1 rRNA gene is annotated in these 3,179 nt (G+C 56.3%); it reads left to right on the top strand.

Features of this window, described 5'->3' with window-relative positions:
* Nucleotides 1-32 precede the first annotated feature (32 nt).
* Nucleotides 33-3,157: ribosomal RNA gene (locus tag HET64_RS37755) — 23S ribosomal RNA — on the top strand.
* Nucleotides 3,158-3,179 lie beyond the last annotated feature (22 nt).

Here is a 3,179-nt window from a genome sequence, read left to right as displayed (position 1 = left end):
TTGAGAACTGCACAGTGGACGCGAGCATCTGTGGCCAAGTTTTTAAGGGCGCACGGTGGATGCCTTGGCACCAGGAACCGATGAAGGACGTGGGAGGCCACGATAGTCCCCGGGGAGCTGTCAACCAAGCTTTGATCCGGGGGTTTCCGAATGGGGAAACCCGGCAGTCGTCATGGGCTGTCACCCGCTGCTGAACACATAGGCAGTGTGGAGGGAACGAGGGGAAGTGAAACATCTCAGTACCCTCAGGAAGAGAAAACAACCGTGATTCCGGGAGTAGTGGCGAGCGAAACTGGATGAGGCCAAACCGTATGCGTGTGATACCCGGCAGGGGTTGCGCATGCGGGGTTGTGGGATCTCTTTTTCACGGTCTGCCGGCTGTGAGACGAGTCAGAAACCGTTGATGTAGGCGAAGGACATGCGAAAGGTCCGGCGTAGAGGGTAAGACCCCCGTAGCTGAAACATTAACGGCTCGTTTGAGAGACACCCAAGTAGCACGGGGCCCGAGAAATCCCGTGTGAATCTGGCGGGACCACCCGCTAAGCCTAAATATTCCCTGGTGACCGATAGCGGATAGTACCGTGAGGGAATGGTGAAAAGTACCGCGGGAGCGGAGTGAAATAGTACCTGAAACCGTGTGCCTACAAGCCGTGGGAGCGTCGCTGTATGTGCTTGCACATGCAGTCGTGACTGCGTGCCTTTTGAAGAATGAGCCTGCGAGTTAGCGGTGTGTAGCGAGGTTAACCCGTGTGGGGAAGCCGTAGCGAAAGCGAGTCCGAATAGGGCGATTGAGTTGCACGCTCTAGACCCGAAGCGGAGTGATCTAGCCATGGGCAGGTTGAAGCGGAGGTAAGACTTCGTGGAGGACCGAACCCACCAGGGTTGAAAACCTGGGGGATGACCTGTGGTTAGGGGTGAAAGGCCAATCAAACTCCGTGATAGCTGGTTCTCCCCGAAATGCATTTAGGTGCAGCGTCGTGTGTTTCTTGCCGGAGGTAGAGCACTGGATAGGCGATGGGCCCTACCGGGTTACTGACCTTAGCCAAACTCCGAATGCCGGTAAGTGAGAGCACGGCAGTGAGACTGTGGGGGATAAGCTCCATGGTCGAGAGGGAAACAGCCCAGAGCATCGACTAAGGCCCCTAAGCGTACGCTAAGTGGGAAAGGATGTGGAGTCGCAGAGACAACCAGGAGGTTGGCTTAGAAGCAGCCACCCTTGAAAGAGTGCGTAATAGCTCACTGGTCAAGTGATTCCGCGCCGACAATGTAGCGGGGCTCAAGCGTACCGCCGAAGTCGTGTCATTCACACATATAGGGCCAACGCCTGTGTGGATGGGTAGGGGAGCGTCGTGTGCCGGGTGAAGCAGCCGCGGAAGCGAGTTGTGGACGGTTCACGAGTGAGAATGCAGGCATGAGTAGCGATACACACGTGAGAAACGTGTGCGCCGATTGACTAAGGGTTCCTGGGTCAAGCTGATCTGCCCAGGGTAAGTCGGGACCTAAGGCGAGGCCGACAGGCGTAGTCGATGGACAACCGGTTGATATTCCGGTACCCGCTTTGAAACGCCCAGTACTGAATCAGGCGATGCTAAGTCCGTGAAGCCGGCCCGATCTCTTCGGAGTTGAGGGTAGTGGTGGAGCCGATGAACCAGACTTGTAGTAGGTAAGCGATGGGGTGACGCAGGAAGGTAGTCCAGCCCGGGCGGTGGTTGTCCCGGGGTAAGGGTGTAGCCCGTGTGGTAGGTAAATCCGTCACACGTTAAGGGTGAGACCTGATGCCGAGCCGATTGTGGTGAAGTGGATGATCCTATGCTGTCGAGAAAAGCCTCTAGCGAGTTTCATGGCGGCCCGTACCCTAAACCGACTCAGGTGGTCAGGTAGAGAATACCGAGGCGTTCGGGTGAACTATGGTTAAGGAACTCGGCAAAATGCCCCCGTAACTTCGGGAGAAGGGGGGCCATCACTGGTGATAGCACTTGCTGCTTGAGCTGGGGGTGGCCGCAGAGACCAGCGAGAAGCGACTGTTTACTAAAAACACAGGTCCGTGCGAAGCCGTAAGGCGATGTATACGGACTGACGCCTGCCCGGTGCTGGAACGTTAAGGGGACCGGTTAGCTGCCTTTCGGGGTGGCGAAGCTGAGAACTTAAGCGCCAGTAAACGGCGGTGGTAACTATAACCATCCTAAGGTAGCGAAATTCCTTGTCGGGTAAGTTCCGACCTGCACGAATGGCGTAACGACTTCTCGACTGTCTCAACCATAGGCCCGGTGAAATTGCACTACGAGTAAAGATGCTCGTTTCGCGCAGCAGGACGGAAAGACCCCGGGACCTTTACTATAGTTTGATATTGGTGTTCGGTTCGGCTTGTGTAGGATAGGTGGGAGACTTTGAAGCGGCCACGCCAGTGGTTGTGGAGTCGTCGTTGAAATACCACTCTGGTCGTGCTGGATGTCTAACCTGGGTCCGTGATCCGGATCAGGGACAGTGTCTGATGGGTAGTTTAACTGGGGCGGTTGCCTCCTAAAGAGTAACGGAGGCGCCCAAAGGTTCCCTCAGCCTGGTTGGCAATCAGGTGTTGAGTGTAAGTGCACAAGGGAGCTTGACTGTGAGACCGACGGGTCGAGCAGGGACGAAAGTCGGGACTAGTGATCCGGCAGTGGCTTGTGGAAGCGCTGTCGCTCAACGGATAAAAGGTACCCCGGGGATAACAGGCTGATCTTCCCCAAGAGTCCATATCGACGGGATGGTTTGGCACCTCGATGTCGGCTCGTCGCATCCTGGGGCTGGAGTCGGTCCCAAGGGTTGGGCTGTTCGCCCATTAAAGCGGTACGCGAGCTGGGTTTAGAACGTCGTGAGACAGTTCGGTCCCTATCCGCTGTGCGCGTAGGAATATTGAGAAGGGCTGTCCCTAGTACGAGAGGACCGGGACGGACGAACCTCTGGTGTGCCAGTTGTCCTGCCAAGGGCATGGCTGGTTGGCTACGTTCGGAAAGGATAACCGCTGAAAGCATCTAAGCGGGAAGCCTGCTTCGAGATGAGTATTCCCACCCTCTTGAAGGGTTAAGGCTCCCAGTAGACGACTGGGTTGATAGGCCAGATGTGGAAGCCCTGTAAGGGGTGGAGCTGACTGGTACTAATAGGCCGAGGGCTTGTCCTCAGTTGCTCGCGTCCACTGTGTT

It is taken from the genome of Streptomyces sp. McG3 (assembly GCF_018619185.1).
Lineage (GTDB): Bacteria > Actinomycetota > Actinomycetes > Streptomycetales > Streptomycetaceae > Streptomyces.
This window is presented reverse-complemented; position numbering and strand designations above follow the sequence as displayed.